Source organism: Chloroflexus sp. MS-G (genome assembly GCF_000735195.1).
Classification (GTDB): Bacteria; Chloroflexota; Chloroflexia; order Chloroflexales; family Chloroflexaceae; genus Chloroflexus.
This window is the reverse complement of record NZ_JPIM01000012.1, coordinates 35,001-60,365: the sequence shown is the minus strand read 5'-3', so window position 1 is coordinate 60,365 and position 25,365 is coordinate 35,001. Positions and strand designations below refer to the sequence as shown.

The 25,365-nt window shown below is 54.1% G+C and carries 20 protein-coding genes and 1 pseudogene (1 of these 21 cut by a window edge); 18 read left to right on the top strand and 3 right to left on the bottom strand.

Features of this window, described 5'->3' with window-relative positions:
- From JE47_RS0103845 to JE47_RS0103805, 9 genes and pseudogenes are all read left to right on the top strand, one after another.
- Window positions 1-331, top strand: a 331-nt coding sequence (locus JE47_RS0103845) for an Ig domain-containing protein (protein ID WP_031458476.1), incomplete at its 5' end; no start/stop codon positions are given.
- A gap of 344 nt (window positions 332-675) precedes the next feature.
- Window positions 676-2,829, top strand: coding sequence for a type III-A CRISPR-associated protein Cas10/Csm1 (gene cas10 / locus JE47_RS0103840; protein WP_031458475.1), 2,154 nt, complete (start codon window positions 676-678; stop codon window positions 2,827-2,829).
- Window positions 2,830-2,860: 31 nt separating this feature from the next.
- Window positions 2,861-3,304, top strand: coding sequence for a type III-A CRISPR-associated protein Csm2 (csm2, locus tag JE47_RS0103835; protein ID WP_031458474.1), 444 nt, complete (start codon window positions 2,861-2,863; stop codon window positions 3,302-3,304).
- Between the two features lie 19 nt (window positions 3,305-3,323).
- Window positions 3,324-4,142 (top strand): type III-A CRISPR-associated RAMP protein Csm3, encoded by an 819-nt coding sequence (gene csm3 / locus JE47_RS0103830; protein ID WP_031458473.1) that lies wholly within the window; start codon window positions 3,324-3,326, stop codon window positions 4,140-4,142.
- A gap of 27 nt (window positions 4,143-4,169) precedes the next feature.
- On the top strand, window positions 4,170-5,240 hold the full coding sequence (gene csm4 / locus JE47_RS0103825; RefSeq protein ID WP_031458472.1) for a type III-A CRISPR-associated RAMP protein Csm4: 1,071 nt from the start codon (window positions 4,170-4,172) through the stop codon (window positions 5,238-5,240).
- A 7-nt stretch (window positions 5,241-5,247) separates the two neighbouring features.
- Window positions 5,248-6,672 (top strand): annotated as a pseudogene (gene csm5, locus JE47_RS20320) (type III-A CRISPR-associated RAMP protein Csm5).
- Window positions 6,669-8,144 carry a hypothetical protein gene (locus JE47_RS0103815; protein ID WP_031458471.1) on the top strand — a complete coding sequence of 492 codons (1,476 nt, stop codon included), beginning with the start codon at window positions 6,669-6,671 and terminating at the stop codon, window positions 8,142-8,144. Before csm5 ends, JE47_RS0103815 begins: the two are co-directional and overlap by 4 nt.
- A gap of 171 nt (window positions 8,145-8,315) precedes the next feature.
- Window positions 8,316-8,741, top strand: coding sequence for a response regulator (locus JE47_RS0103810; protein WP_031458470.1), 426 nt, complete (start codon window positions 8,316-8,318; stop codon window positions 8,739-8,741).
- A gap of 282 nt (window positions 8,742-9,023) precedes the next feature.
- Complete coding sequence (locus JE47_RS0103805) at window positions 9,024-9,812, top strand: HAD-IIA family hydrolase (RefSeq protein ID WP_031458469.1); 789 nt, start codon at window positions 9,024-9,026, stop codon at window positions 9,810-9,812.
- Window positions 9,813-10,146: 334 nt separating this feature from the next.
- Here JE47_RS0103805 and JE47_RS0103800 read toward each other — a convergent pair whose 3' ends face one another.
- The gene (locus JE47_RS0103800) at window positions 10,147-10,806 is read right to left on the bottom strand and encodes an HAD family hydrolase (RefSeq protein ID WP_031458468.1); all 660 of its coding nucleotides are present in this window, start codon (window positions 10,804-10,806) and stop codon (window positions 10,147-10,149) included.
- A gap of 158 nt (window positions 10,807-10,964) precedes the next feature.
- Between JE47_RS0103800 and JE47_RS0103795 the strand changes: the two genes are divergently transcribed.
- Together JE47_RS0103795 and JE47_RS0103790 are read left to right on the top strand one after the other, a co-directional pair.
- Window positions 10,965-11,936 carry an AAA family ATPase gene (locus JE47_RS0103795; RefSeq protein ID WP_031458467.1) on the top strand — a complete coding sequence of 324 codons (972 nt, stop codon included), beginning with the start codon at window positions 10,965-10,967 and terminating at the stop codon, window positions 11,934-11,936.
- A 12-nt stretch (window positions 11,937-11,948) separates the two neighbouring features.
- Window positions 11,949-13,379 (top strand): VWA domain-containing protein, encoded by a 1,431-nt coding sequence (locus JE47_RS0103790; protein WP_031458466.1) that lies wholly within the window; start codon window positions 11,949-11,951, stop codon window positions 13,377-13,379.
- Window positions 13,380-13,665: 286 nt separating this feature from the next.
- Here JE47_RS0103790 and JE47_RS0103785 read toward each other — a convergent pair whose 3' ends face one another.
- Window positions 13,666-14,262, bottom strand: coding sequence for a CDP-alcohol phosphatidyltransferase family protein (locus JE47_RS0103785; RefSeq protein ID WP_031458465.1), 597 nt, complete (start codon window positions 14,260-14,262; stop codon window positions 13,666-13,668).
- 305 nt (window positions 14,263-14,567) lie between these two features.
- Here JE47_RS0103785 and JE47_RS0103780 point away from each other — a divergent pair, with 305 nt between their 5' ends.
- Genes JE47_RS0103780 through JE47_RS0103760 form a run of 5 tightly spaced genes read left to right on the top strand, consistent with a single transcriptional unit; the run spans window position 14,568 to window position 21,926 of the window.
- Window positions 14,568-16,505: a histidine kinase N-terminal 7TM domain-containing protein gene (locus JE47_RS0103780; protein WP_031458464.1), complete on the top strand. Its 1,938-nt coding sequence runs from the start codon at window positions 14,568-14,570 to the stop codon at window positions 16,503-16,505.
- Window positions 16,480-16,860, top strand: a complete 381-nt coding sequence (locus JE47_RS0103775; protein WP_031458463.1) for a response regulator — start codon at window positions 16,480-16,482, stop codon at window positions 16,858-16,860. Before JE47_RS0103780 ends, JE47_RS0103775 begins: the two co-directional genes overlap by 26 nt.
- A gap of 20 nt (window positions 16,861-16,880) precedes the next feature.
- On the top strand, window positions 16,881-19,754 hold the full coding sequence (locus JE47_RS0103770) for an ATP-binding protein (RefSeq protein WP_031458462.1): 2,874 nt from the start codon (window positions 16,881-16,883) through the stop codon (window positions 19,752-19,754).
- Complete coding sequence (locus JE47_RS20315; RefSeq protein ID WP_035418947.1) at window positions 19,747-21,330, top strand: GGDEF domain-containing response regulator; 1,584 nt, start codon at window positions 19,747-19,749, stop codon at window positions 21,328-21,330. The genes JE47_RS0103770 and JE47_RS20315 overlap by 8 nt, the downstream gene beginning before the upstream one ends.
- Before the next feature lie 2 nt (window positions 21,331-21,332).
- Window positions 21,333-21,926 carry an ATP-dependent Clp protease proteolytic subunit gene (locus JE47_RS0103760; protein WP_031458460.1) on the top strand — a complete coding sequence of 198 codons (594 nt, stop codon included), beginning with the start codon at window positions 21,333-21,335 and terminating at the stop codon, window positions 21,924-21,926.
- Here the strand turns inward: JE47_RS0103760 and JE47_RS0103755 are convergent.
- Window positions 21,891-22,973: an alpha/beta hydrolase gene (locus tag JE47_RS0103755; RefSeq protein WP_031458459.1), complete on the bottom strand. Its 1,083-nt coding sequence runs from the start codon at window positions 22,971-22,973 to the stop codon at window positions 21,891-21,893. The two genes, JE47_RS0103760 and JE47_RS0103755, sit on opposite strands and share 36 nt — an antisense overlap.
- A gap of 9 nt (window positions 22,974-22,982) precedes the next feature.
- On the opposite strand from JE47_RS0103755, the gene mnmE reads away from it, so the two are divergent.
- Complete coding sequence (gene mnmE, locus JE47_RS0103750; protein WP_031458458.1) at window positions 22,983-24,341, top strand: tRNA uridine-5-carboxymethylaminomethyl(34) synthesis GTPase MnmE; 1,359 nt, start codon at window positions 22,983-22,985, stop codon at window positions 24,339-24,341.
- Between the two features lie 54 nt (window positions 24,342-24,395).
- A protein-coding gene (locus JE47_RS0103745; protein ID WP_031458457.1) for a phosphoglycerate kinase crosses the window boundary here: on the top strand, window positions 24,396-25,365 show its 5' portion. 233 nt of this gene lie beyond the right edge of the window; 970 of the gene's 1,203 nt are visible here — the first part of the coding sequence; the start codon lies at window positions 24,396-24,398; the stop codon falls past the right edge of the window.

The following is a 25,365-nucleotide window of genomic DNA, read 5'->3' as shown; positions in this document are numbered from 1 at the left end:
ACCTTCAGCGACACCTGCGCCAACACCCGGTGAAGCGCCTCGCCTGGAGTTACGTCTGCCGCCATCTATTCCTGTGGGTAGTGTTGTTCAGACTCAACTGAGCGCTTCAGGTGGTAACGGCAGCTACACCTATCAGATCAGTGGGAATCTGCCGACGGGTCTCGTGATGACCGAAGATGGCCGACTGGAGGGTCGGGTAACTCAAGTTGGAACTTACAACTTCACGATTACCGTCACTGATGCTAACGGGCAGAGCGCCAGCTTCACCTATGAAATTGTCGTAGAGCCGATGCGGATTTTCGTGCCGGTCATTATGAGAGTTGCGCCCTAGACTGCTATCCCCTGCCAGTACTGTCTCCCGGTACTGGCAGGTGTTTTACCCTGCGGCTATACAGCGCAAAGACACCAGAGCGTACTGCCCTGGTGTCTTTGTATTGTTGTGTGGAAGATCAGGAAACCGCATGCACAAAACGGTCAATACCTCTTAAAATCGCGAAAATTTCATGATCAATTTTCACATTTGTGAACGCAATTTTTGCTATACTAGGTGCGACGACGATAACTACAATAACCGGCGATCATCGCAAACGATGTGAAAGGTGAAGAAGAATTACTGATATTCTTAACTATGGTTTATACTGTAGAAGTCAATCTCACGATAGTGGAGCAAACGCTATGACAGCAACCGAACCGTTTGATGTCGCCTATCAGGTATTGCAAGCCTGGACGACAGCAGCGACCGGTGAGCAGGTAACAGCACCACCAGCGCTGACCGCAGCGGCCTGGCAGCTTTGTGGGCAGTCACCTCAGTCGACGTGGCCCTCGCTACCCGATGCGTTGGATACCATTTTTACTCGGCTACGCACTGGTTCGAGCCAGCAGCGCCAGCAGTGGCAGAAACCGGCGATGCTACGTTGTGACGAAGATACCCTCTTTCCGCAGGACAAGCCGGTGAAGCCGGATAACGCGCTTGCCGATAATCTGCGGCAGGTTTTGCAGGCGGTTGGGCAGATCAATGATCCCGAACAGCGTGTCGAACGCTTGCTGTTTGGTTTGCAATGGTACGCCTGGTCTTTGCCGTCGCCATTACCGGCTGTCTCGCTCTACGACCTGGCCCGCCTGCACGCAGCGGTTGCCGCTGCGCAGACGGCCGATCCCGAACACCGCATTGCACTGGTGGGTGGTGATCTTTCTGGTTTGCAGGAGTTTCTCTACAGTATCCCGGCAGAAGGGGCGGCCCGCCAGTTACGCGGTCGTTCTTTCTATTTGCAATTGCTGACCGATGCTTGTGCCAACTATGTGTTGCGCGAGAGTGGGATGCCGCTCTGTAATCTGCTCTACGCCGGTGGCGGGCGCTTCTATGTTGTGGTGCCGGGACACGTCGTCGATCAGGTTCTAGGCTGGCGAAAGCACCTCGGCAGGATATTACTCAAAGCCCATCATGGTTTGCTCTACCTGGCTCTGGGTGCAACCCAACCCTTTGCGCCTGATACTTACAGCGATACGACGTGGATTGAATTGACGCAGGCGATTGATCGCGATAAGCGGCGACGGTTCGCTGCGCTCGATCCTAATGAGTTTGCGCAGATGTTTCAGCCGCGTATGCCTCGACCACCGCGGAGTGCCGACGAACAGCCTGATGACCGGCTAGGCGAATCCCTGGCCGAGTTAGGTCGTCAGCTTACGCGGGCGGTACTGTTGCAGGTCGGTACGGCTACCGAACCTCTCGCTGGCGAGACATGGCGAGCGGTGACGACGCAACTGGGCTGGCAGTATGAGTTCCTTCCTCAGCCACCAGTCCGAGCGGGGCGTTTCCGCATTCTGGCACTTGATGATGAAGCAGCGCCACATTCACCAGCGCAGGCTATTTCGGTAGGGCCGCGCTATACTGTGACCGAAGCCTACCGCCTGCAAGAGGATGACCTGCGCGAGCCGTCGGATGAAGAGCTTCGGCCCGGTGATGTCGCTCCTTTCACTGTGCTTGCCCGTCGTAGCAAAGGTGTTGCCCGCATTGCTGTATTGCGGATGGATGTTGACAATTTGGGCGATCTCTTTGGGAAGGGATTGGATCGACCGGCCGGCCTGGCCAGCCTGGCTGTGACCGCAGCCCTGAGTAGCGCGCTGAGCCGCTTTTTCGAGGGTTGGGTCGGCGAGTTGTGCCGGCGGATGAATCAAACTGAAGGCGGCATCTACGCCGTGTATAGCGGTGGCGATGACCTGTTTCTCGTTGGTTCGTGGCATGTGATGCCTGAACTAGCCCGCACAATCCGCAATGATTTTGTTCGCTATACAACCGGCATCATCCCGGACGGCATCCCACCGGTGAGTGTGTCGGCGGGCATTACTCTGCATCAGGCCGGGTATCCGCTGTACCAAGCGGCAGAAGATGCCGGAAATGCGCTTGATGCGGCGAAGAGCTACACCCGTCCTGATGGTCGCAACAAAGATGCGATTACGTTTCTGGGTCAAACGCTGAGCTGGCAGGAATTTGCTGAGGCCTCGCGTCTGAAGGATGAACTGGTGACATTAATTGAGCAAGGTGCGCCGCGCAGCCTGCTCATAACGTTACAGCGCCTGTCGTTGTACGCCCGTCCACGCTACAACCGGGATGGGGTTGAACAATTGACCGTCGGCCCGTGGGTGTGGCAGGGTGTTTACCAGTTCACGCGCCTGGCCGAACGTTCATCAGACGAGGTCAAGCAGAAGATTATCGATCTGCGCGAACGATTGCTGAGCAGCGAGGGAATTATGGCGCGAACTATCATCCCTGCCGGATTAGCCGCTCGCTGGGCACAGTTGTTGCTGCGCAGTCGTGATCGTAATCGGTAGCATTGGTTTATGTTTGGCAAAGGGAGGTTGTATGAATCGTCAGCGGGGTGATCAATCACCATCGGTTCAGCCTATTTCAGCAGATGATCTAAAAAAGATCATGACCGAGGAGTCGGCGGAAGCTATTCAGTTGTTGATAAAAAAGGCCGATGAGTTGGGAAAAGAGCTGAGTGGAAAACTTACCACTTCACAGATCCGCAATATCTTTGGTGAAGTACGCTCAATCGAGCAAGAGGTAGGCCTTGAGGAAGAGACGCTGCCACTGAACGTCCAGCGCCGACTGTTAATGTTAAAGCCCAAGATGGCGTATCAGATTGGTCGTTTCAGCAACAACAACGCATTGCGGGCATTAGTTGACACACTCTCGCGGGCTATTGACCTGATCGGGAATGATGTTCGCCGCTTTCATACCTTTGTCGATCTGTTTGAAGCGATTCTGGCCTACCACCGTCGCTACGGTGGCAAGACGAGTTAATGCTTGAGGAGGCTATCCCATGAGCACACGCACTGTTACCCTGCACGGACGGATCATGTTGCGGGCTGAGATTGAGTTGCTGACCGGTCTGCACATCGGCGGCGCCGCTGGTGGGCTTGAGATTGGCGGTCTTGATAAACCGGTTATTCGTAATCCGCGTACCAATCAACCCTATATTCCCGGCTCCTCGTTGAAAGGCAAGCTGCGTTCACTGATGGAAAAGGTCTACGGTGCACCGCAGACGTTCAAAGTCAACGAAGGGGTGTATATCCACGTGCCAACGAACGAAGATGAGTACCGTCGCTTCTACCAGATTGCTGGCGTGTTTGGCACGTTACCCAATCACCATAGTCTAACGATCAGTGTGCCGACGCGCCTAATAATGCGGGATGTGCCACTGACCGCCAAATCAGAAAGCGAACTGCGTCAGCTCCGTACCGATCTGCCGTATACCGAGATCAAGTGGGAAGCCGCGATTGATCGTGTCACTTCGGCGGCTACACCGCGCCAGATCGAGCGCGTGCCGGCCGGCGCCGTCTTTGGGCCGGCAGAAGCGGTCTACAGTCTCTACGTCGGGAATGGTGAAACGCTCGCCGATGTTATCAATCTGTTCGGTTCACTCTACGAGGCCTTCACTTATCTTGAAGATGACTACCTGGGTGGGATGGGATCGCGTGGCAATGGTCAGGTGCGTCTGCGTCATGTTCAGATATTTGCTCGTCGGCTTCAAGCCGGACAGTACGATGAGCTGACGCTCGTAATGGAAGCGCCAACCCTGCCTGAGCTGAAGCGAGACGAGCTGCTGATCAAGTTGCAAGAGTATTTCGCCGCAGCGTAGGTGTGGCCATTCTCCGGAGAAAGCTCTATGCCGACGATACTTACCGTCTACCACCTGAATCCACCACCTGGCGCGACAACGCTTAGCTTTCACTTTGGTCGGCAGGGGATCGGTCTGGAAGAGACGAGCGAGACGTTAGCCTCCGATTCGTTCTTTGCAGCGCTGGTGGCGCAGGCAGCACTTAGTGATGATCAACGTACACCTGATGGCGCACCGGTTTGGGTTACGCCGTTTCTCAATGGGCAACCACCGTTTCGCCACAGCTCACTTGTTCCCCGGATCGGTGATCTGCCGTTGCTGCCACGTCCGTTACTGCATTTACCCGATACTGCCGCAGTAGCCAGCAAGAAGCTCAAGAAGCTGCGTTATCTCTCGCCGGCCCTCTTCGTTGCCGTCTGCAAGGGTGAGACATTGCCCGACTCTCCGTTGATCCTGCAACAAGGCAAAATCTGGCTGAGTGAAGAAGAAGCGCGACGCCTGCCATCGCCGTGGCGACCAGCCGCTAGCGAAAGTACAGAGTCCTGGCGGGCGCGGTTGAGTGCAACCCCGCTCTGGCAGATTGACGCCACACCACGAGTAACCCTGGATCGGTTAAGTCAGGCGTCGGCCTACTATGAAGTCGGTCGTATTATCTTTTCGCCTGGCGCCGGTTTGAGTGTGGGCGTAATGTTTGACGATCCGCAAGCCCAGCCGGTGTTCGAGCGCCTGCTCACCTTGCTCGGTGAGAGTGGCCTGGGGGGGAAGCGCACTAACGGCTATGGCGCCTTCACGTGGCAACGCGGTGCGCCGCTTAGTCTCGATCTGCCGCAACCTCACCGGCGTGCTGTCTTGCTCTCGCGTTATATCCCGACCCCGGATGAGCTGGCGTTTGTACGCGATGAATCCTCGACGTACCAACTGGTCAACGTTGGCGGGTGGTTCCTGGCTGCCGATGGCACTACCTACCGTCGGAAATCGATCATGATGATCGCCGAAGGCGCTGTCCTAACCTGCGCCAATGTCTTGCCGCGTGGTCAGATCATTGATGTGAGACCGGATGTGAACCTGCCACACCCGATCTACCGCAGTGGCCTGGCACTGGCTATTGGTTTACCGTAGCAACCGAATGAGGAGCGTTATGCCATCGATCAATCGGGTGTATCAACTGCGGATCGAAACCCTCAGCCCGCTCTGTGTGCTGAGTGGGAGCCGGTTGTATGAGCAAGTCGATTTCTACGCCGACCGCGAGACAACCTACGTCTTCAATAGTGATGCTGTCCTCGATCTTGTGTTGCAACGCTGGCTGGAACGTCAACCTTCTCGCGAACAACAACTGGCACGTTTGGCCGAGCGTGAAGAGCGACTCCAGCGTCGGAAGCAAAAGAATATCGAAGACATTAAACGTTTCGAGGCGTCGCCGCCCAAAGACCCACGCAAGGCGCAAGAGATGGAGCAGCGCCTGATCGCCGAGGCGAACAAAATTAAAGAGGAACTGGCTCGCCTGAAGGCCGAACGGGCCAGTCTTGAAACGGCAGCGACCACTATCGTTGTCCCGCCAGAATTGCTCCAGAACAGTGGCATCGGCGATTTGCTGAAAACCGGACTATTGACAGTTGACGACCTGCGTACTGTACCGGGTTTGCTTCGCTACTCCTACGCTGGTCGCCCTGAAGTTAAGAGTGGGCAGAGCGAGATTCTGGCCTGTGTCAAAGACCCCGTCGACCGTCTGTATCTACCCGGTTCAACATTGAAGGGCGCACTCCGCACCGTTCTGGCCTGGGCGCTGGCCCCAGAGCGAGCGGCACAGGTGCTGGCGCAATTTGCCGACGCAGAAGATAAGCGCAATGCCGCAGCAGCCATCGAGCGTAACATCTTTTACGGACGAAAGCAAGGCGATTCTAGGCGGGTTAGTCACGATCTGTTACGCGACGTGATGCGCACCGTTCATCTGAGCGATACTCAACCGGTTCGCTAGAACCCGTTGTTGGCTCAGGTACGGGTGTTTCCCAAGGGTTCGCCGATAACAGTTGAAGCGGCGCCGGTTGGCGTCACGTTTACTGCCGTTTTACAAATCGAACAGTATCCGTTTACCGGCCAGATAGCCCGCTCGGTGATCGACTTTGGCGATTGGGCGCAACAACTCCAACCGGCGCGCCTAGCGGAACTGGGTCGGCAGCGCGCTCGTGTGCTGATCGAAGGCGAACAAACCTACTTTCGGCAGCATCCAGAAGCAGCAGCAATTGCCCGCTTCTATGCCGACTTAGCCGAACGACTGGCCGGGCTAGAAGGAACAAATGCGTTTCTGCTGCCTATCGGTTGGGGAGCCGGTTGGCGCAGCAAGACTCTCGACAACCTTCTGCGGGAGGGTAATCGCGAAACGATCTTTGTGCAGGCAGTGCATCGATACAATCTGAAATTACATCGACAGCGATCACAGCGATTTCGGGCTGGTGATCGCTTCCCTGATACACGCAAACTGGTAATGCGGAACGGGCAACCTTGGCTGCCACTGGGCTGGGTTTGCCTGACTATCGAGGAGCGTAGGGTATGACAATCCTGATCATGTGCAATCTTGGTAACAGTGATCTGGTGGCCGACGGTAAGCGACCAAATAACCTGCGCGTTGAGGGTGAGCAACTCTGGCAGACCTTTGCCAAACACCAGTTTGAATTACCACTGATCGAGCCGTGTTTAAAATTCATCCAGCAGAAACATCCTGATGCGAAAGCGCGACTGATCTGTTTCTTCACCGACCAGCCGGAAAATCCGAAAACGATGCAAGCTGATCGTTTTGGGGTGAGATTACGTGACAAAGACACCGTCTGGTTGGCGCGGATCGTACAGCGGCTGGTTTCCGAGCGGTTTGCAAACTGGATCGAGCAGGTGCAACCGGTTCGGATTGAAAACCGGTATGGCCCCGATCTCAACCCCAGTATCTATGACGAAGCGTTCGAGGCTTACGCCTACTTGTTGACGCGCGTCGAACACGATGTCGATGCGTGCTATATCTTGACGGCTGGCGGGATTCCGGCTTGCAATTTTGCGTTACAGCTTCAGGCGATTATCGCCTACGCCGACCGCTGTCATTTCGTCTATCCGCCAGAAGGTGGTCACGTTACCGAGCTGGGGATCGGCGAAAAGATGAGTAGAGCCTTTCAGCGGATCAATGCAATGACGGCCCTTGGTCAGTACAACTTCCCGGCTGCCCTGCTCAGCGCACGTCATGCTGGGGTTGAGGAGTGGATTCTCCGACTCCTTGAATATGCTGTCTACCGCGAAGCATTTGATTTTCGGCGTGCACAGGATGTTGCGACGAAGGCAGAACGTGTCGCGTCAGGGACAAACCGCGATCTCTGTCGTGAGTTGAGTGCCGACCTCAAACAGCTCGAAAAAAACGATATGGCTGCGCTGCTCCGTGAAGTGGCCTACAGCGCCGAAATTGCCTGGCGCAACGGTCGCTATGCCGATATGCTGGGGCGTATCTTTCGGTTTCAAGAGGGCGTCTTGCGCTGGATCGTCGAACGCTACCTCGGCCTGCCTACCGATATGAGTAAGGAGCTGCGTGAGGTCAATGTGAAACGCTACCGTGAGCAGATCGAAGCTACGCCGGATTTACGCAGGTTTTTGGAACAACGCACCATTGACAATCAGCCGCTGCGCTACGCCGATGGCCCAAATCGACCGGTCATGCAGGCGATGTTTGAATTTGTGCTTGAAGGGGGAACACGAGCAGATGGTACACCATGTGCGACAAAGAAAGATCGCGAGCGGTTACGAGGTGTTCAGGCACGTTTGAACAAACTTAACGCACTGGCCGATCTACGTAATCAGAGCGTGATTGCGCACGGTTTTGCCGGCGTTTCAGAGGAAGCCATCAATAACCTCTACCAAGGCGGCGCCAAGCAGATCGTTGACGATCTGAAAAAGATCATCGAGCTGCTCGGTATCGAAGGTACTGCATCACCGTTTGATCGAATCGTCGAGGTTGTACAACGAGCGCTTAAGCAACGACTGGACACCTGATTCTGGGTATTTAGAACCTATCCGAATCATCGATTACAATTTGACAAAACTGTTATTGTATCCTAGGTGAAGCTGTGCTACACTAAAGATAGGAAAAAAGTACTATTGTCACCAGCGCCACCGTAACTGTCCATCTTTGCAACGGCGCAGGGATAGAGACGGGGGGCTTCTATGAGCAGCAATCCTCAGACTGCGCAACCTGTGCGCATCTTGCTGGTAGAAGATGATCATCACATTGGGCGCATCATAGAGCTTGCAATGCAGGGCATAGGGATACCTTACGAGTTTGTGTCAGTTCTCAGTGCAGAAGAGGCCCTAGAGCGCTGGAAAGAGCAACCATTCGATTTCCTGATTAGTGACTACAATCTGCGCGGTATGAATGGCGTGCGGCTGGTGAAGACATTGCGCGAACAAGGGTACAACCCAATTACCTTGATTGTCACGGCCTATGATTCGTCCGAAGTGCGTCATGCTGTAGCCGAGGCGGATGTTCATAGTTACATGACCAAGCCGTTCTTCATCGATGAACTGATTGAACGTATCAAGCAATTGCTCTCCACCAACTGGTCGATGAAAGAACGTATGCTCAACGCCTGAGACGATCAGGCGTAACAACGTCTATCACCTCTATCAGCTCTCCACATTGTTTCGCATCAGAATACGAGGGCGGAGCATTCTTTTCCTCTCGATACCCCTGTACGCTGCTGCCAGTGCAGGAATGCAGGCTCACGCTCCTGGTGAGACGGGATTGTCTGGTGATCACTGTAAAACTGCGAACGCTGAACACCCCTACCAAGAAGTCGATCTGCCTGTGGTAATGGTCAGTTGTGATACTATTGCACGGTACATACATGCTGATTGTTACTACCTGGAGCTAGCATGCAACCGATTCCACGTTACGACGGTTATATCTTCGATCTTGATGGGACGATCTACCTGGGTGATATGCTCTTACCGGGTGCAGCCGAACTGTTGCATACTTTGCGTCAGGAAGGTCGCCGGATCACATTTCTTTCAAACAACCCCACCAAAACACGGCAGCAGTATGCCGCCCGTTTGCAGCGACTTGGTATTGTGGCTGAGGAACACGAGATTATTACGAGTGCGGCAGTGATGGTTGAGTGGCTGCTGGCACATGCGCCTGGTGCACCACTCTTTGTGGTCGGTGAAGCGCCGCTGATCGGAGAGCTTGAGGCGGCCGGATTCCCGTTGAGTGAACGGCCTGGTGAGATCGCATTTGTTGTTGCTTCGTTTGACCGTACTTTCACGTACCGCAAACTACAAATTGCCTTCGACGCAATCCGGGCAGGAGCGCGATTGGTAGCGACGAATCCCGATCGCTTCTGTCCTGTGCCTGGTGGTGGTGAACCTGATGCAGCCGCGATCATTGCCGCCATCGAAGCCTGTACCGATACCCGCTGTGAGGTCATCGTCGGCAAACCCTCACCGATTATGGCACGTACTGTTACCAATCTGATCGGGTTGCCGCCAGCACGGTGCATTATTGTCGGTGATCGCCTGATGACCGATATTGCGATGGGTGTGACTGCCGGTATGGATACGGCCCTTGTGCTGACCGGTGATAGTCAGCGCGCCGATGTCGAGCGATCTCCATATCGCCCAACGTATATCCTGGAACGCATCGATGAATTACTCGGTTCATCGTAGAGTTTGAAATACGACGGAAGCCCGAAAACGTTGACAATCCCTCACGTCCCTCCAGTCCATTTCCTCTCATACAACGCGAGGAAGAGGATGCATGAAATGGGTGGTCTCCGCTGCTCCCACCAGGGTTTTTCAACGTTTTCAGGTTTTGGCTGCGTTCGCCAACAGATGTCGTTCATACCCGTATGACAAGGCCGCCAGCCCACGTCGTGCAAGAGGAGCGAACCCGTCACTGTATTGTAGGGGCGGGTTCCAAACCCGACCCTGCCAACGCGGAGACATGCACAATCGATGTACCAATGAGAGGATTGGTCGCAGACCATCACCCCGAACCTTATCACTCTGCGATTAATAACGATCGCAGCGTTGCTACCGAGTCGGCCAGAGCAAGGGGTGCAGCATAGTACAGCTCCTGGTATTCCCCGTAGCCATACGTCACTGCAACACATGGCATACGGTGCGAACGGGCACCGATAATGTCGTACACAGTATCACCGACCATCACCGTCCAGGCGCGGTCGGCACGCAGACAAGGCAGAAGCGTTGCGATCACCATGGCCTTATTGCCGTTGCGGTCGTCCGGATCAACGGCTGCAATGGCTTCAAAGAACGGTTGTAAGTCGAAATGGGCCAGAATGCGTTCGGCTGAAGGGCGAATCTTTGACGTAGCAACGAACAGCCTGATACCGTGCGTTGTGAGATCGGTCAGCAGTTCAGGAATACCAGGAAAGACCATATTTTCATATAGACCAATTTCCCAGTACCGTTGTCGATAATGAGCAACCGCCTGATCGGCTAGTACCGGATCGCCGAGCAAGTGCTCGAAAGAAGCGTGAAGGGGCGGCCCGATCCAGCGGCGCAATGCCGGATCGCTCAGTGGTGGGTGGCCAAGTTGGTGAAGGGCATAGTTAACACTACGTGCAATACCGATGAACGGATCGGTGAGCGTTCCATCAAGATCGAATAAGATAGCGCGGAAACGGTGTTTTCTCTTCATGCTGATAGTATACCGCAAGGATGACAACCGGCAAATGCGCGGAAACAGTGTTATAATGAAAATATCCGGTTGTCATAAGAACTCCATTGGTGCATAACAGCGATGGAATGACTTGACAGTCGCTAGCTTCTGCAAACCATCACAGAAAGGCCCCTGGCATGTTTCATTCAATGGCCGATGTGCGTGAATTATTAGGGCGACAGAACTACATCGCCTCCGACGAGATTAGCACGGCAATTTTTCTCGCCGAACGATTGGGTAAGCCGCTGCTAGCCGAAGGCCCGGCCGGCGTCGGCAAGACCGAACTAGCGAAGGCCTGGGCCGCAGCGCAGGGTCGTGAACTGATCCGTCTTCAATGTTACGAAGGTCTCGATGAGACGAAGGCGCTCTACGAGTGGGAGTACGCAAAGCAACTGCTCTACACCCAACTGCTGCGCGAGAAGCTATCTGATCTGCTTGGTGATGCGCAAAGCCTTCGTGAAGCGGCTGATCGGCTTGCCTCGCAAGAAGATGTCTTCTTTTCCGAGCGCTTTCTCCTGCCGCGTCCGTTATTGCGGGCGATCATGAGCGACCGACCGGTCGTCTTGCTTATCGACGAAATTGACCGCGCCGATGCCGAATTCGAGGCATTTTTGCTCGAGGTGCTCAGTGATTTTCAAGTCTCCGTTCCCGAACTGGGGACGCTGAAGGCCAAACATGTGCCGACGGTCATCCTGACCTCAAATAACACGCGCGAGTTGAGTGAGGCTTTGAAACGCCGTTGTCTGTACATTCACATCGATTATCCCGATCTCGAAGCTGAACTGCGCGTCGTGCAGTTGAAGGTACCGGGTCTGGCGCCAAAACTGGCACGCGAAGCGGTTGCGTTGGTGCAACGTTTGCGAACGCTTGATCTCAAGAAGCATCCGAGTGTCTCTGAAACGCTTGATTGGGCGCGGGCACTGGTAGAACTGAATGCACGCCAGCTTGATAAGGCGACGCTCGACACCACCCTTAACGTCCTCCTCAAATACGAGAGCGACTTGCAGCGTGCTCGCCGTTTGTTGCAGCAGGGAGATCGACCTGATCGGCCCGACCGCCCCGATCGGCCAAAGGGTGGTTATCGGGGTAGCGATTGGACCAATAACTAAGTGGAGTGAAGTATGGATCGACGCATTACCGAATTTATTGCAGGTTTGCGCGCTGCCGGTGTGCGGATCAGTGTCGCTGAGTCGGCTGACGCAATGCGAGCGATTGAACAGGCAGGGATTGCCGACCGAAATATCTTTCGGCTGGCATTGCAAACCGCACTGATCAAAGAGCGTCAGGATCAGGCTATTTTCAATGATCTTTTCCCGCTCTATTTTGGCAAGGATTCCCCCCCTGCTCTGCAACCGGCCGGTGGCGATCAACTCTCACCGGAAGAGCAGAAACAGTTGTTACAGCAGTTGCAGCAGTTACTCGCCCAGCTTCCCCCCGGACCCCTCCGCCAACTCTTCCAAAGCATGGTAAGTGGACAACCGCTCAGCAATCAGCAGATTCGGGCAATGCTGGCCAATGTCTCGCCTCCACACCTGAGCGACCCGCGTTATCGAGACTGGATGACACGCCAGGCCATGCGTGAATTGCAGATGAACCGTCTCCAGCAGGCGCTACGCCAACTGCTCGAACAATTGCGCGAACAAGGGATGCGTGAAGAGGCGCTGCGGGCAATCGAACAGGCCGCACGTGCCAATCTGCAAGCGCTTGAGCAGCAAATTGGTCAGCAGGTCGCTCAACAAATGCAAGAGCAAGCTCAGGGACAGGGACCACGCCAGGGCAGGGGCCGACCCACTGAACGCGAATTGCTTGATCTGCCCCTTGAACAACTCGATGAGAGTCTCCTGCCTGAGATGCGAACTCTGGTACGTAAACTGGCCGCACGGTTGCGTACACGATTGGCGCTGCGCCAGCGTCGTGGGAAGACCGGGACACTCGATGCCAAGGCAACAATTAGAGTTAATCAGCGTTTCGGTGGGGTGCCGATGCTGGTGCGCCATCGCAAGCGTCACCTCAAACCGAAACTGGTCATTTTGTGTGATCGGAGTGTTAGTACGCAGCACGTTATGTCGTGCATGCTCCTCATGATCTACGCGCTGCACGATCAGGTTAGCCGTACCCGTTCGTTTGCCTTCATCGATCGGCTGTACGACATGTCGCATTACTTTGCCGAATCACGACCTGAACAGGCGATTACCCAAGTCTTGCGTGAGATTCGGCCTACGCGCAGTTACAGCACCGATCTGGGGAATGCACTGGCCGAGTTTTGTCGTGATCAATTGCACCTGATTGATCGCCGTACTACCGTGATCGTCCTTGGTGATGGACGTAACAACGAGAACGATCCGAATCTTCCCGCGTTCGAGCAGATTCGACGGCGGGCGCGCCGCATAGTCTGGTTCGCCACTGAAGAGCGCTGGAAGTGGGGTGTCTACGATCCCGGCTCGTTGAGCAGCGACATCTACAAGTATGCGCCAATGTGTGATGCGATGCACGAGGTGACGACGCTTCGGCAATTGGCCACGGCTATTGATCGCCTGTTTTTGCATCCGTAGTGGCCGATAGATGTGCTGTGCTCTGAAAGTTTATCCGTCGTTCTGTAGCGCATTTCTGCGATAGAGAAGACCTGATTCGCCGAATACGACTTGACGGGATACCCTAGACAATGCGGTGGGGAGCCGGTATCGTTGGTGATGATACGAAATACTGCTCATACCGTACCCCATCTGGCATTGGATCGATCTCATGGTGTCCCGTCGTATTTCATTTTTATGATGGTTGCAGTGACGATAATCATTCGGTCAAGCTCTACAAACGCTGTAAAGCCTTCTGTCTCTCCTGTTACGATGCGTGCGGTATCCATCCTCGCCGCAGTAGCGGCCAGGCTTGCCAGAGATATTCGACCCCTGAGCCAACGGTCCAGAGCAGTGCCAGCCCTATTACTATGGGCCAGAGATCGAGGAGAGGAACCAGATACCCACCAAAGATAGTGCCCAGGAATCCTCCAGTTGCTGCATGGGCTGCCAGTAAGCGCCAGATCAAAGCAACTACCGTAATGACCAGCTTCTGCTTGCCAAAACGGCGGGCCGAAATCACGATTCCTTCAGCAGCGGCGAATGAGCGGAGACCGGAAACTACAAATTCACGGATAATAATAGTGAGAGCCACCCAGGTTGGGAGAAGACCAACCTCGATCATCGGCAACAGGACACCGGCGACAAAAATCTTGTCGCTAATCGTATCAATGAATACGCCGAGTGGTGATACGACCTTGAGATGGCGGGCCAGACGACCATCGGCCATATCACTCAAAGCCATGAGAAAGAGCAACAATGCTGCACCAAGATAGGCCATGGGCGTGGCAACTAGAACCATCCAGGCTAGAATGGGGGTGGCGACAATGCGGAAGAGACCTAGCAGATTGGGAAGCTGACGCATGGCGGTTTCTCAATTCTATGCCGGTACTGCTGCTCAGATTATAGCATAGATTGTTTCATTGTACTTTACATAACAATCTTATACCGTCCTCGCTGCTACTTGCTATGGTATAATCCAGACTAACTCTTCAGTGTGCAAGTAGTCCGGGAAAGGAGGATGGGTTCAATCATGGCTCCTGTGACACTCTTGTAAGCAATGGTGTCACTGACGTTATTGGTTAGATGCGACTCTCTTAATAAACATACATTATCGTAAGGTTGCCTCTTGTGTTATACGTTCCTACGTAATGATATTTGTATACTGCTATGGTAGCTCTACTTGAACGCATTAATGAAATTCTCTTCGCCGCAGTATTAATTGTTAGCTTCTCACTATTAACGTATATTACTTTGCAAAATTGGCGTAGCGATATTGTGCGTGCGTTAGGGGTTTTACTGACGGGTGTCATTATTGCTTACAGTGGTGATCTGTTGCTCTCGCGTGCACAGCGCCCGGAAACGATCGAATTTCTAGGTCGTGCGCAGTGGTTAGGCATTGTATTGGTGCCAGCGGGCTATATTCATTTTGCTAATGCTTTGCTGTCATTCGGGAGCGCCAATGCGCTGGCGCAGCGGTGGCGAAAGAGTGTATATGCTGCATACATTGCCAGTCTGGCGATCTTTCTGCTTGTAGTCCTTGGTACCAATCTCGTTATCCATACAGGTACTCCCAGCGGGCCGATTGCACGGTTCCAGGCCGGGCCAATCTTCTGGTTTTATGTGCTCTTTTTTGGCTTAGCTGCGCTTTCGGCGCTCATCGCAATTCTGATCGTGCGCCGTTCAGCCTTAACCCCTGCCCAACAACGGCGGTTGAATTATCTAGGTGCCACGTTCGCTGCACCGGGCATTGGGGTGTTTCCCTTCTTGTTAATAGCATCACCGAATATGGTGCCACTCACGTTGATTTTGGCCTTACAAGCAATAGCCAGTATGATCGTTATCGTAATGGTGACGGTTATGACCTATTCGGTGGCGTTCCAGGGGATGCTTATTCCTGAACGGCTTATCAAACAAGATTTTGTTCGTTGGTGGTTGTACGGTCCCTTTGTCGGTATTTCCACGATTTTGTTTATTCAAGCCGTGCCCGTGATTGCGCAGTATTTGGGTCTGCCGCCCGAAACATTGATTACGTTTGGGGTTATGGTCATGACCGTGCTGATGCCTATTTTTGTGACTCAGGTAAAGCCATACCTCGATGCACTGATCTATCGCCAGGATCATTCTGAGATCGATTACCTACGCAATTTGCCGCGCAATATGTTTACTCGTGCCGATCTCCGTGCCTTGCTAGAAAACTCACTGGTGGCTATCTGTAGTGCGTTGCAGGTGCAGACCGGCTTTGTTATTGCCCCAGGTGAAGATGGTTTTAGCGTGAAGGCGATTTGGGGATCACGGCGTGCGATTCGGCGTTTTGTCAATGAGCATCCGATTGTTGAGTTATTGCCGCAACTGGAGCGTATGCCCTACGACGCCAGCACCAGTCTGGACAGTGGTTCTTTTGTGGTGGTGAGTACGTTTTGCCTCTTACCATTGCGTAGTCCTGATGGTATTTTTCTCGGTGCGATTGGTCTTGAAGCGACAACCGAACATTTACAGCGGAACGGTGGGATGTCGCCAGAGATGCGACGGATGGTTGCCGGTCTGGCGCACCAGATTGAGTTAGCGTTGACCACTGTTCAGATGCAACGACAGATTTTTGATGCCCTGCGCGGTCTTGCACCTGAGATGGAGTCGTTGCAAAAACTGAGTTCGCGTCTAGAACAGGCAACCCCGGCGACGTTAAGCAGTCTCGAAGATGACATCGTGCTGCATCCCGATTTTCCACAGTTGGTGAAGGATGCGCTGAGCCAGTTGTGGGGCGGGCCGAAGCTGGCCGAGAGTCCATTGCTTGGCCTGCGGAGTGTACGACGTCTGTTGGCCGAACAGGGGGGAAGCCCAACACGGGCCCTACAGGCGGTGTTACGCCAGGCTATCGCCAATCTGCGTCCTGATGATCAGATCGACCCCTCGGCGCAGGAATGGTTGTTGTACAATTTACTGGAAGGTCGCTTTTTACGCCGTCAAACCGTGCGCGATGTTGCTCATCGCTTGGCGATGAGCGAATCGGATTTCTATCGTAAGCAACGGATTGCCATCGAAGAAGTTGCTCGTCAGATTGTCTTGATGGAAGAGCACGAATATGAGAATTCTGCTGGCCGAGGATGAGCCTGATCTACAATTTATTATCGGTATGGCGCTCGAAGGCGCAGATCACACCGTGGTTATGGCGAGTAATGGAGTGGAGGCGCTAAAGCTGCTTGAACACAATTCGTTCGATCTCTTACTGATTGATGTGATGATGCCGCTGATGAGTGGGCTAGAGTTGTGCCAACATCTGCGACACCATCCTGTCTGGCAGCGTATTCCGATCATTTTGTTGACGGCCAGTCCGTTGTTAGGATCGTTAGTGAATGATTTACCTCCTTCTGTCTGTGGCTGGATCGAGAAGCCGTTTAATGTTTTTGATCTGGTTGATCGTATTAAATCCATTATTCCCGATCATCAGGCGTCATCTACCTGATTCTGACTAGGGTAAGCATCGTGCATATCTCTGATCGAGCAATTTTGCTGGCGACATTGTGCCGACAGATGTATCGGGCAACTGCTCGCGAAGAAGTATGGCAGGTTTTGCTCGAAGGGGTATTTAGTGTGGCCGCAGCCGATGTGGCAGTCCTGTATCAGTTGGATCCTGACGGGAATCAGTTGTACAGGTTATTAAGCCGTGGTGTTTCCCCTCCTCCCGCTCAGATCACCATTCCGCACTATCTGCTACACGACCTGCGTCTGCTCCGTCGTCCTCTCCAGTTCGCCCCTGGTCAGCAATTGGCTCCTCTGGCGTCTGCACTCATCGAGGCTATCTGGGTGGACTATCCTCCAACGAGTGTCGTGGTTTTGCCATTTTGCGAACAAGGTCTCGTACAGTCGCTGTGCGTGTGTGGTTGGTCGATCCCGATAACTGAGGAACATGTCGGCATTTTGCAATTTCTTGCTGATGATGCAATGTATGCCCACGCCAAGTTGGCGCATGCCGGGCATACCAACTATGGAAATGGTCTATCGCCCGAGGCAATGATCGATTTGACATTGCTCTACACCCATACGCTTGATCAGTTGCTCGAGGCAGCGCTGGAACAATTAATTATCAGCGGTGGTGCGGCCGCAGGTGCAATCTATCTCTACGATGATGTAACGCATGAACTTCATCTGCAGGATGTCAAAACACATCCCAACGCAGCAGCCCTCGCCACCATCCTGCGCCAACTGTGGCAGGCTGATCTTGGGCGCCAGTGCCGGTATCTGGCCGATTCACTCCTTCGTTCAGATCACGAGGTTGCCTATCAGGTCTCTGATCCGTCACCTCCGCAGGAGCTTGCGGCACTCCATACGTTTTTCAGGACATACGCAATCCATGGTGTGCTTTCAATTGCAATCCTGGTTGGTGGATGGCAGGCGGGTGTCGTTCAATTGGTACCATGGCCGGGTCGTGGCTTCAGCGAACGACAATGGCAGTGGTTACGATTATTGGTGCGACAGGTTGGTGTCGCGATTGAGCATTCGCGTTTGTTTGAGCATTTGCGTACCGAACTTGATCGTGCGCAGGCGGTTGTCGAAACAACAAACGATGGAATTATCATGATTAGCCCCCAGCGCCAAATTGTGATGGTCAATCGCCGGGTTTGTTATTTCCTCGGCCTCGCTGAGCACGATTTAAAAGGTCGCTCGTATGACGATCTCTTACTGCTGTTCGGTCGGGTGTTTGCTAATCCTGCCCGGTTAACATTCTGGCTCAGTCAATTGCTCGGTTCAGAGACCGATCGGGCGCACGAGGAGTTTCAGGTTGTCTGGCCGAAGCCCCGTCGCTTACTTTGCTTTTCGGCGCCTGTGGTTGATCGCCGCGAACAGTATCTGGGGCGAATCTTGATCTTCCGCGATGTCACTCGTGAACGTGAAATCGAACAGATGAAGAATGAGTTTGTTTCCACCGTGTCGCACGAGCTGCGGACTCCGCTCATGAACGCGCAGGGATCGCTTCAGTTGCTACTCGGTGATGCGGAACGTGGTAAACCTGGTCTGGTGCCGAATATGCCGGCTAAAGCCCGTGAGTTGTTACAGATTGCTTTGAATAATACCAACCGGTTGTTACGCCTCGTCAATGATATGCTGGACATTGCCAAAATTGAACGTGGGCAGTTGCAGCTTCAACGTAAACCGGTTGCGCCAGAAGAGATTTGCCAGAGCGCGGTTGATAACCTCTCGAGTGTCGCTCGTCAACATGACATAATTATAGATGTCGCAATAGCGCCGAATCTGCCTTTGATAGACGTTGATCGCGACCGTATTGTGCAGGTTGTAGTTAATCTACTTTCTAATGCGATAAAGTTCTCTGCGTCAGGTCAGCGCGTGCTCTTGAGCGTCAGTCCTGATCAGGCGATGGTGCGTTTTAGTGTCCGTGACTGGGGGCCGGGTATTGCACGTTCTGATCAGGAGAAATTGTTTAAGAAGTTTCAGCAGCTTGATCAATCGATTAGCCGCCAGAAGGGCGGTTCAGGCCTGGGTCTGGCGATCTCTAGGGAATTGGTGGAATTGCACGGCGGGCGGATATGGGTCGAGAGTGAGGTTGGGCAGGGCAGTACATTCCATTTTACCGTACCGCTGGCTAAAGTGCAGCGTCTGCCAATATCGGATCAGCCGCCGTTGGTGCTTGTAGGAGCTGATCGACATCCCCTGGTAACGGCGTTGCAAGCCGAAGGAACGGCGACATCAGGTTGGGAGATGATAGTACGATCTCCGGCAGAGCTGCTAACGATGTTACCGGAACGCCAGCCCGCAGTGGTTGTTCTGGTGCATCCTGAAAACGTAGACGAGTTGCTGCTCCGGTTGCGTGCTATTCCGCTTTATCAGATGACGCCAATGATCGTAGTTGGTGATGAAGCGACAGGTCGCTTGCCAAAGGATATGCTGTTTTTGGCTGAGCCGATCTCGACTGAGCAGCTTATTGCTGCGGTGCACGAGCAGATTATCAGTCCAAAACCTCTTATTATGGTAGTAGACGATGATCAAAATGTACGTTTGACATTGACGAAAATCCTCCAGCGGAATAATTTTCGAGTATTGTCCGTCAGTGGTGGTGAAGAGGCGCTGTCACTGGCAGTGCATATCCGGCCACATGCGATCTTGTTGGACTTGCGCATGCCGGAGGTTGATGGCTTCGAGGTACTCCGCCGATTACGGGCAAATCCAGACACAACGACAATTCCAGTTGTCGTTTTGACGGCAAATGATCTGGGACCTGACGCTCCTACTCACGCATCTGCACTGGGTGCAAACGGTTTTCTCGAGAAGCCTGTCTCAGCTGATCGGTTAATTGCTGCGCTGACCTCCGTCATCACCAGAAATGAGGAACACTATGAATAAGTTGTCGCCAGAGGTTGAACGATTTATTCACCAGCTTGTCTCGCCGCTCACGACGGTACAAAACGCAGTAGATTTGCTCGCTCACCATTACGGTAATAGTCAGGATCAGCGGTTGAATAATTTAATCGCCGCGTTACAGCGTTCCAGTATACGTTTACGACAGTTTGCGCAGAATCTGAACGGGCGGGTGCAACAGGAAGGCGAGGAGATTGTGGTACGTCTCCCATTGACGTTGTACCGTCAGGCCGATGTGACGGTCACCATGGCAGCAAACCTACCGACCGCAGCGTTGGGTACTGGCCAGGCAGTGCTGGTTGGCGAAGCTGTGCTCGATGAATTGGCCGGTGTATTGCAGACAGTTGGCTGGCAGGTGGAACGAGTGCGGTCGTTCGTCACGGCGCTTGATATGGCCCGGTATCGGCGGCCACGTCTGTTGGTATTCGCTGATGCGGAAGCGGATGTTGATCCGGTAGAGTGTGCTCAAATTGTACGCACCGATCCGGAAACGTGCGATGTTGTGGTAGCGCTGGCCGGTCATGGTCACCCGTCACGCGACATTGCAGGCATTCCATGGCTTGATCTCCAGCAGCCGGTGCTTGAACAGATGTATCGTCTGCTGCATACGCACGTTCGCACTGAGCATGGATTGCCTCGTATCTTACTAGTTGATGATGAACCGGACATTCGATTTATTCTTGGGCAACAGTTGATCAGCAATGGTTTTGTCGTAGTCACTGCACCTGATGTCAGAACTGCGCTCCAACTGATCCGTGAACAGTATTTTGACCTGATTATCCTTGATCGGCTCTTGCCTGATGGTGATGGGTTACAAGTCTTGCAAACGGTACGGGCAGACTCGACTGGGCGAATGATACCGGTGATCCTCCTCTCGGCGGTGAGTGCCCTTGATGAACGGGTACGAAGTTTACAGCAAGGCGCCGATGACTACGTGGTGAAGCCGTGTAGTGTGACGGAATTAGCGGCCCGCATCCGTGCTATCTTGCAGCGGAGTGAGCGTGACCGTAGTGTCAATCCGATTTCACACTTACCCGGCAATGCTGTCATTGAGCAGGTCATTCGCGAACGATTGATGAAACAAGAGCCGTTTGCCGTTAGTTACATCGATCTCAATAATTTTAAGGGGTATAATGATTATTATGGTTTTTTCAAAGGTGATGCTGTCATCTTGCATACCGCTCGTGTGTTGACCAAAGCAGTTCACTGGTATGGCGCGCCAGACGATTTTCTTGGTCACATCGGTGGTGATGATTTTGTTCTAGTTACAACCCTTGAACGGGCGCAGCAGATCGGGCAGGCTGTGATCGAGCAGTTTGATGCGACAATCCCATATTTCTATTCGGCAGAGGACCGCGCACGGGGCTACATCCAGGGTTTTGACCGGCAGGGGCAACCATGCCAGTTTCCGTTGTTGAGTCTCTCGATAGTAATTGTACCGGTGTCACCCGCTCGCTACCAACAGCCTTATGAAATTGCAATGCGGGCAGTTGCCATCAAGCGCCAGTTGAAGTTGGAAAATGGAAGTTGTGTCATTGTCGATGATGGAGAAAGAGGATAGGTATGCCTTCAGTTCCAATACCAACGATTGTGGAACGAACGAGTCGTGGCGAGCGGAGTTGGGACATTTTTTCGCGTCTGCTGAAAGAACGAGTTATTCTGATCGGTGAACCGATCGACGATGAGCTGGCATCTTCAGTCGTGGCTCAGTTATTGGTCTTGCAGCAGCAAGACCCTGAATGTGACATCTGGATGTATATCAATAGTCCCGGTGGTGTGATTCGCGCAGGGCTAGCAATCTACGATACGATGCAACTGGTAACTCCTGATGTGTGTACGGTTTGTGTGGGGCGAGCCGCCAGTATGGCGACGGTGCTTCTCTGCGCCGGCACGAAGGGCAAGCGGTTTGCTTTGCCACACGCCACCATTCATTCCCATCCGGCAGGTGGTGGCGCCGAGGGCTATGCTCCCGATGTCCAGATTGCTGTCGAAGAGATGTTGCGGCTCCAGCGGTTGCTGCGGGAAATTATGGCCAGGCATTCTGGACAGCCGGTTGAGCGGCTGGAAGCCGATTTTAACCGTGATTTCTTCATGACGGCGACGCAGGCCTTGGAATACGGGCTAATTGACGCTATTTTGCCACCGAATCGCACTTGAGTTCGCCAGGTGTTGGTGTAGCCAATCAGCCGTAAGCCTGATACAGACCAGATCAATCGGCAGTGAAATGTGGCTGGCAAATGGTAGCAAATGGTATTCAGCCCAGCCTCGGGCCAGGTCGGCAATTTCGGCTGCGGCCTCGGGCGGCACGATGGCATCACGCCCGGCGTACACCAGAATGGTTGGCGGTTTGAGCACCGCAAGCGTGCGGAGGCTGCCAGGAACATCGAGGGCGTCAAACAAATCCCAGGTGCTGATGGTGGCTCGAATGCCACTGGTCTGCCATGCCTTAATCACATGGTCGATAGCGCCATCACGGAAGAGGTGCAGCATTCGCCATTGAATGATTGCCAATGCCTCCCGTATCTGTACCTGCCGGTATGCATGAGCGTCGAGGCGCAGGCGTGGCGGTACTTCCCAGAGTGCTAACGCATCAACTCTGGCGCCATCGGCCACGGCGCGAGCCAGCACTGCGCCACCGAGACTCATGCCGATGGCGCCAACCCGCTCGTATCGCTGCTGGAGCCAATCAATCGGGTCAGCAACGCTATCAACCATCTGGGGGAAGGATTGGGGGCGCGGACTCTCGCCATGACCGTCGAGATCGATTAAGAGCACAGCCATACCGCGCTGTATCAGCGTATCAACGAGACGCCAGGCGTAAAAGGTTTTGTCACAGCCAGAACCATGCGTAACAATAATTGCCGTCCTGGCGCCGCCGAGCGGCACAATATGAAGAGCGGGCACCGGCCCATGGCGCGCCGGAACGTCGAGACGAATAATCAGCCGATCACGGTAATGCCCCGGTCGCAACTGTTGGCGTGGATCAAGCCGACGTCGTCGCAGCGTTGCCAGCACGCATTGAACGATAAGCGCTGGTATCATAAGAACCAGATGGGCCGACCAGCTCAGGGCTGGCTGGCTCCAGGTCAGGGTCATCAGTGGTAAGGCCAGGCGGTCACTCCAGCTCAGGCCGCGCAGACCACTCAGATGAGCGAGAGCGTTATAGCATGTGATCAAACGCAACAAGGTCGTAAGGAGACGCACAGAACCTCGATGAGCGACACAATTGCAGCGATTGCGACTCCACCCGGCGAGGGTGGTATTGGCATTATACGACTAAGTGGGCCTGATGCTCAACCAATTGCCTTACGCATCTTCCGACCGGTGCGGCCAGGGCGGTTACGCAGCCATCGGGTGCGCTATGGGCATGTGATCGGACCGGATGGTCAGGTGATCGATGAGGCATTGCTCACGTTTATGGCTGCACCACATAGCTTTACCCGTGAAGATGTCGTGGAGATTTCGTGTCATGGTGGTGCGTTACCGGTGCAACTTACGCTTGAGGCAGCACTGGCGGCCGGTGCCCGACTGGCGAATCCCGGTGAGTTTACGCTACGTGCGTTTCTCAATGGCCGAATTGATCTGAGCCAAGCCGAGGCAACCCTTGACGTGATCCGTGCTCAGACTCGTGCCGGGTTGACAATCGCGCAAGCCCAATTAGACGGATGGCTGGCGCGTGAAGTGCGCGCCGCTCGCCAGGCGATACTCGAACCCCTGGCGTATATCACGGCATTGATCGATTTTCCTGAAGAGGGAATTGAACCACAAACCGTGGCCGGGCCGATTGCCCAGGCATTGGCAACCGTTGAACGATTATTGGCCGGGGCCGAACAGGGAATGGTCTTGCGTAACGGTGCGCGAGTGGTGATCGTAGGACGACCAAACGTTGGAAAATCGAGTTTGCTCAATGCCCTATTGCGGGTTGAGCGCGCAATTGTGACCCCCATTCCCGGTACGACTCGTGACACGCTTGAAGAACTGGCCAATCTGGCCGGTGTGCCGGTTGTGTTGATTGATACTGCCGGGATGCGCACCAGTACCGATCCGGTTGAACAGATTGGGGTTGAACGGGCAGTGGCAGCACTGACACGGGCCGATCTGGCATTACTGGTGTTTGATGCTTCACAACCATTGACCCCTGAAGATGAAGCGATGTTGGCTACTACTGCGGATCGCCCAACCATTATTGTCTGGAATAAATGCGATGATCCTGCATTGCCGCCGCCACCAACACCTCACCACCCCCAATGCAAGGCAGTGGTCGCCTGTTCAGCTCGCTACGGGCATGGGATTGAGCATCTGGCACAAACGATTGCGCGCACGTTGTTGGGAGGAACGCTACCGGCAATGGCTTCGACGCATCTGGTCAGTAATCCACGCCATCGAGCAGCACTGCGGCGAGCGGAAGAGTTTCTACGGGCGGCGCAGGAGACGTTGGCGATGGGTGCGGCAACCGACTTACTGGCGGCTGATCTGACCGGCGCCGCGAATGCGTTGGGTGAGATTACCGGTGAGACGGTTGGGGAAGACCTACTTGATATGATCTTCAGCCGTTTCTGCATCGGCAAGTAGGTGCTGTGTTACAATGACGGTGTGCCGTTACAGCGCAAACAAAGGAGGATGCGCATGAATAAGAAGACCATCCGTGATGTGGATTGGGCCGGGAAACGGGCACTGGTGCGGGTTGATTTTAATGTCCCGCTCGATGATCAAGGACAAATTACCGATGATACCCGGATCCGAGCTGCCTTACCCACTATTCGCTATTTGCTAGAGCATGGCGCCAGTGTGGTTCTGATGTCGCATCTTGGACGACCGAAGGGGAAACCCAACCCGAAATATAGCTTGCGACCGGTTGTTGAGCGGTTGTTTGAGCTACTCCCTGAAGCAAAAGAGGTTAAGAAGACCGAAGCGATTACCGGCCCAGCCGCTGAAGCGGCTGTTGCTATGTTAAAACCGGGCCAGGTGTTGGTACTCGAAAACACCCGTTTCGATCCACGCGAAGAGGCCAACGATCCGGAGATGGCCGCTGAATTGGCCCGGCTTGGTGATGTCTTCGTTAACGATGCGTTCGGTACGGCCCACCGGGCTAATGCCAGCACCGAGGGGGTTGCTCACTATTTGCCGGCCGTTGCCGGTTTTCTGATGGAAAAGGAACTGACATACATCGGTGGTGCACTAAGCAATCCTCAGCGTCCGTTTGTGACGGTTATCGGCGGAGCCAAGATCAGCGACAAAATTGGCGTGATCGAGAATCTGCTGGGCAAAGTCGATGCGTTGCTCATCGGTGGTGGGATGGCAAACACCTTTTTGCTGGCCAAAGGGTTGAATCTGGGTGATTCACTGGTTGAACCAGACAGTGTATCCGTGGCGCAACGATTGATGGCGTTTGCCGATGAGCGCGGCGCCCGGCTCTTGCTACCGGTGGATGTGGTCATTGCCGATGCGTTCAGCGCCGAAGCCCAGCATCGTATCGTTGACGTCGGTGAGATTCCCAATGGCTGGCGGGTGATGGATATTGGCCCCAAGACCATCGAACGCTACAGTGCCGAGATTCGAGCGGCGCGCACTGTAATTTGGAACGGGCCGATGGGTG

Bases quoted from the DNA above. Each gene is read 5' to 3' on its own strand.
- csm3 (WP_031458473.1), top strand. From the start codon at position 3,324: ATGAGCACACGCACTGTTACCCTGCACGGACGGATCATGTTGCGGGCT.
- JE47_RS0103790 (WP_031458466.1), top strand. From the start codon at position 11,949: ATGGATCGACGCATTACCGAATTTATTGCAGGTTTGCGCGCTGCCGGT.
- JE47_RS0103815 (WP_031458471.1), top strand. From the start codon at position 6,669: ATGACAATCCTGATCATGTGCAATCTTGGTAACAGTGATCTGGTGGCC.
- JE47_RS0103775 (WP_031458463.1), top strand. From the start codon at position 16,480: ATGAGAATTCTGCTGGCCGAGGATGAGCCTGATCTACAATTTATTATC.
- JE47_RS0103805 (WP_031458469.1), top strand. From the start codon at position 9,024: ATGCAACCGATTCCACGTTACGACGGTTATATCTTCGATCTTGATGGG.
- JE47_RS20315 (WP_035418947.1), top strand. From the start codon at position 19,747: ATGAATAAGTTGTCGCCAGAGGTTGAACGATTTATTCACCAGCTTGTC.
- JE47_RS0103785 (WP_031458465.1), bottom strand. From the start codon at position 14,262: ATGCGTCAGCTTCCCAATCTGCTAGGTCTCTTCCGCATTGTCGCCACC.
- JE47_RS0103810 (WP_031458470.1), top strand. From the start codon at position 8,316: ATGAGCAGCAATCCTCAGACTGCGCAACCTGTGCGCATCTTGCTGGTA.
- JE47_RS0103795 (WP_031458467.1), top strand. From the start codon at position 10,965: ATGTTTCATTCAATGGCCGATGTGCGTGAATTATTAGGGCGACAGAAC.
- JE47_RS0103800 (WP_031458468.1), bottom strand. From the start codon at position 10,806: ATGAAGAGAAAACACCGTTTCCGCGCTATCTTATTCGATCTTGATGGA.
- csm2 (WP_031458474.1), top strand. From the start codon at position 2,861: ATGAATCGTCAGCGGGGTGATCAATCACCATCGGTTCAGCCTATTTCA.
- mnmE (WP_031458458.1), top strand. From the start codon at position 22,983: ATGAGCGACACAATTGCAGCGATTGCGACTCCACCCGGCGAGGGTGGT.
- JE47_RS0103780 (WP_031458464.1), top strand. From the start codon at position 14,568: ATGGTAGCTCTACTTGAACGCATTAATGAAATTCTCTTCGCCGCAGTA.
- JE47_RS0103760 (WP_031458460.1), top strand. From the start codon at position 21,333: ATGCCTTCAGTTCCAATACCAACGATTGTGGAACGAACGAGTCGTGGC.
- csm4 (WP_031458472.1), top strand. From the start codon at position 4,170: ATGCCGACGATACTTACCGTCTACCACCTGAATCCACCACCTGGCGCG.
- cas10 (WP_031458475.1), top strand. From the start codon at position 676: ATGACAGCAACCGAACCGTTTGATGTCGCCTATCAGGTATTGCAAGCC.